Below are 627 nucleotides of genomic sequence, written 5' to 3'. Positions count from 1 at the left end.
TGGCCTGGAGAATCTGCACACTGAGATAATTGGATTTTCTGCCTGAAGGCAGCCAGGAAGGCTGCGAGACAGGAGCAGAGAATGAGCAGACGACCCCGGCGCAACCACAGCCCGGCATTTAAGGCGAAGGTGGCGCTTGCCGCGATCAAGGGCGAGAAGACGTTGGCGGAACTGGCGCACGACTATGATCTACATCCTAACCAGATCACGACGTGGCGCACGCAGTTGCTTGAAGGGGCAGCCGGAGTGTTCGGCTCGGAGAAGTCTTCCGACGAACCGGCTGTCGACGTGAAGACGCTGCATGCCAAGATTGGCGAACTGACGTTGGCCAACGATTTTTTGGAAGGCGCGCTCGGCAAGGCAGGACTGTTGCCGAGCGCAAAGCGATGATCGATCGAACGCACACCTTGCCGGTGAAGCGGCAGGCGAAGGAACTGGGGATCAGCCGGGGCAGTGTCTATTATCTGCCCCGGCCGGTTTCGTCCGAAGATCTCGCGATCATGCGTCGCATCGACGCGCTGCATCTGGAGTTTCCGTTCGCAGGCAGCCGGATGATGCGCGACTTTCTTCGTCAGGAGGGCATCACGATCGGCCGCTGCCATGTCGCGAGCCTGATGAAGAAGATGG

1 pseudogene is annotated in these 627 nt (G+C 59.5%); it reads left to right on the top strand.

The features are described from left to right. Window positions 1–81: 81 nt before the first annotated feature. A pseudogene (locus MBENS4_RS25180) lies at window positions 82–627 on the top strand (IS3 family transposase); the annotation flags it as partial.

It is taken from the genome of Novosphingobium sp. MBES04 (assembly GCF_000813185.1).
Lineage (GTDB): Bacteria > Pseudomonadota > Alphaproteobacteria > Sphingomonadales > Sphingomonadaceae > Novosphingobium > Novosphingobium decolorationis.
The sequence above is the reverse complement of the archived record's forward strand: the minus strand, read 5'-3'. Positions and strand labels throughout refer to the sequence as shown.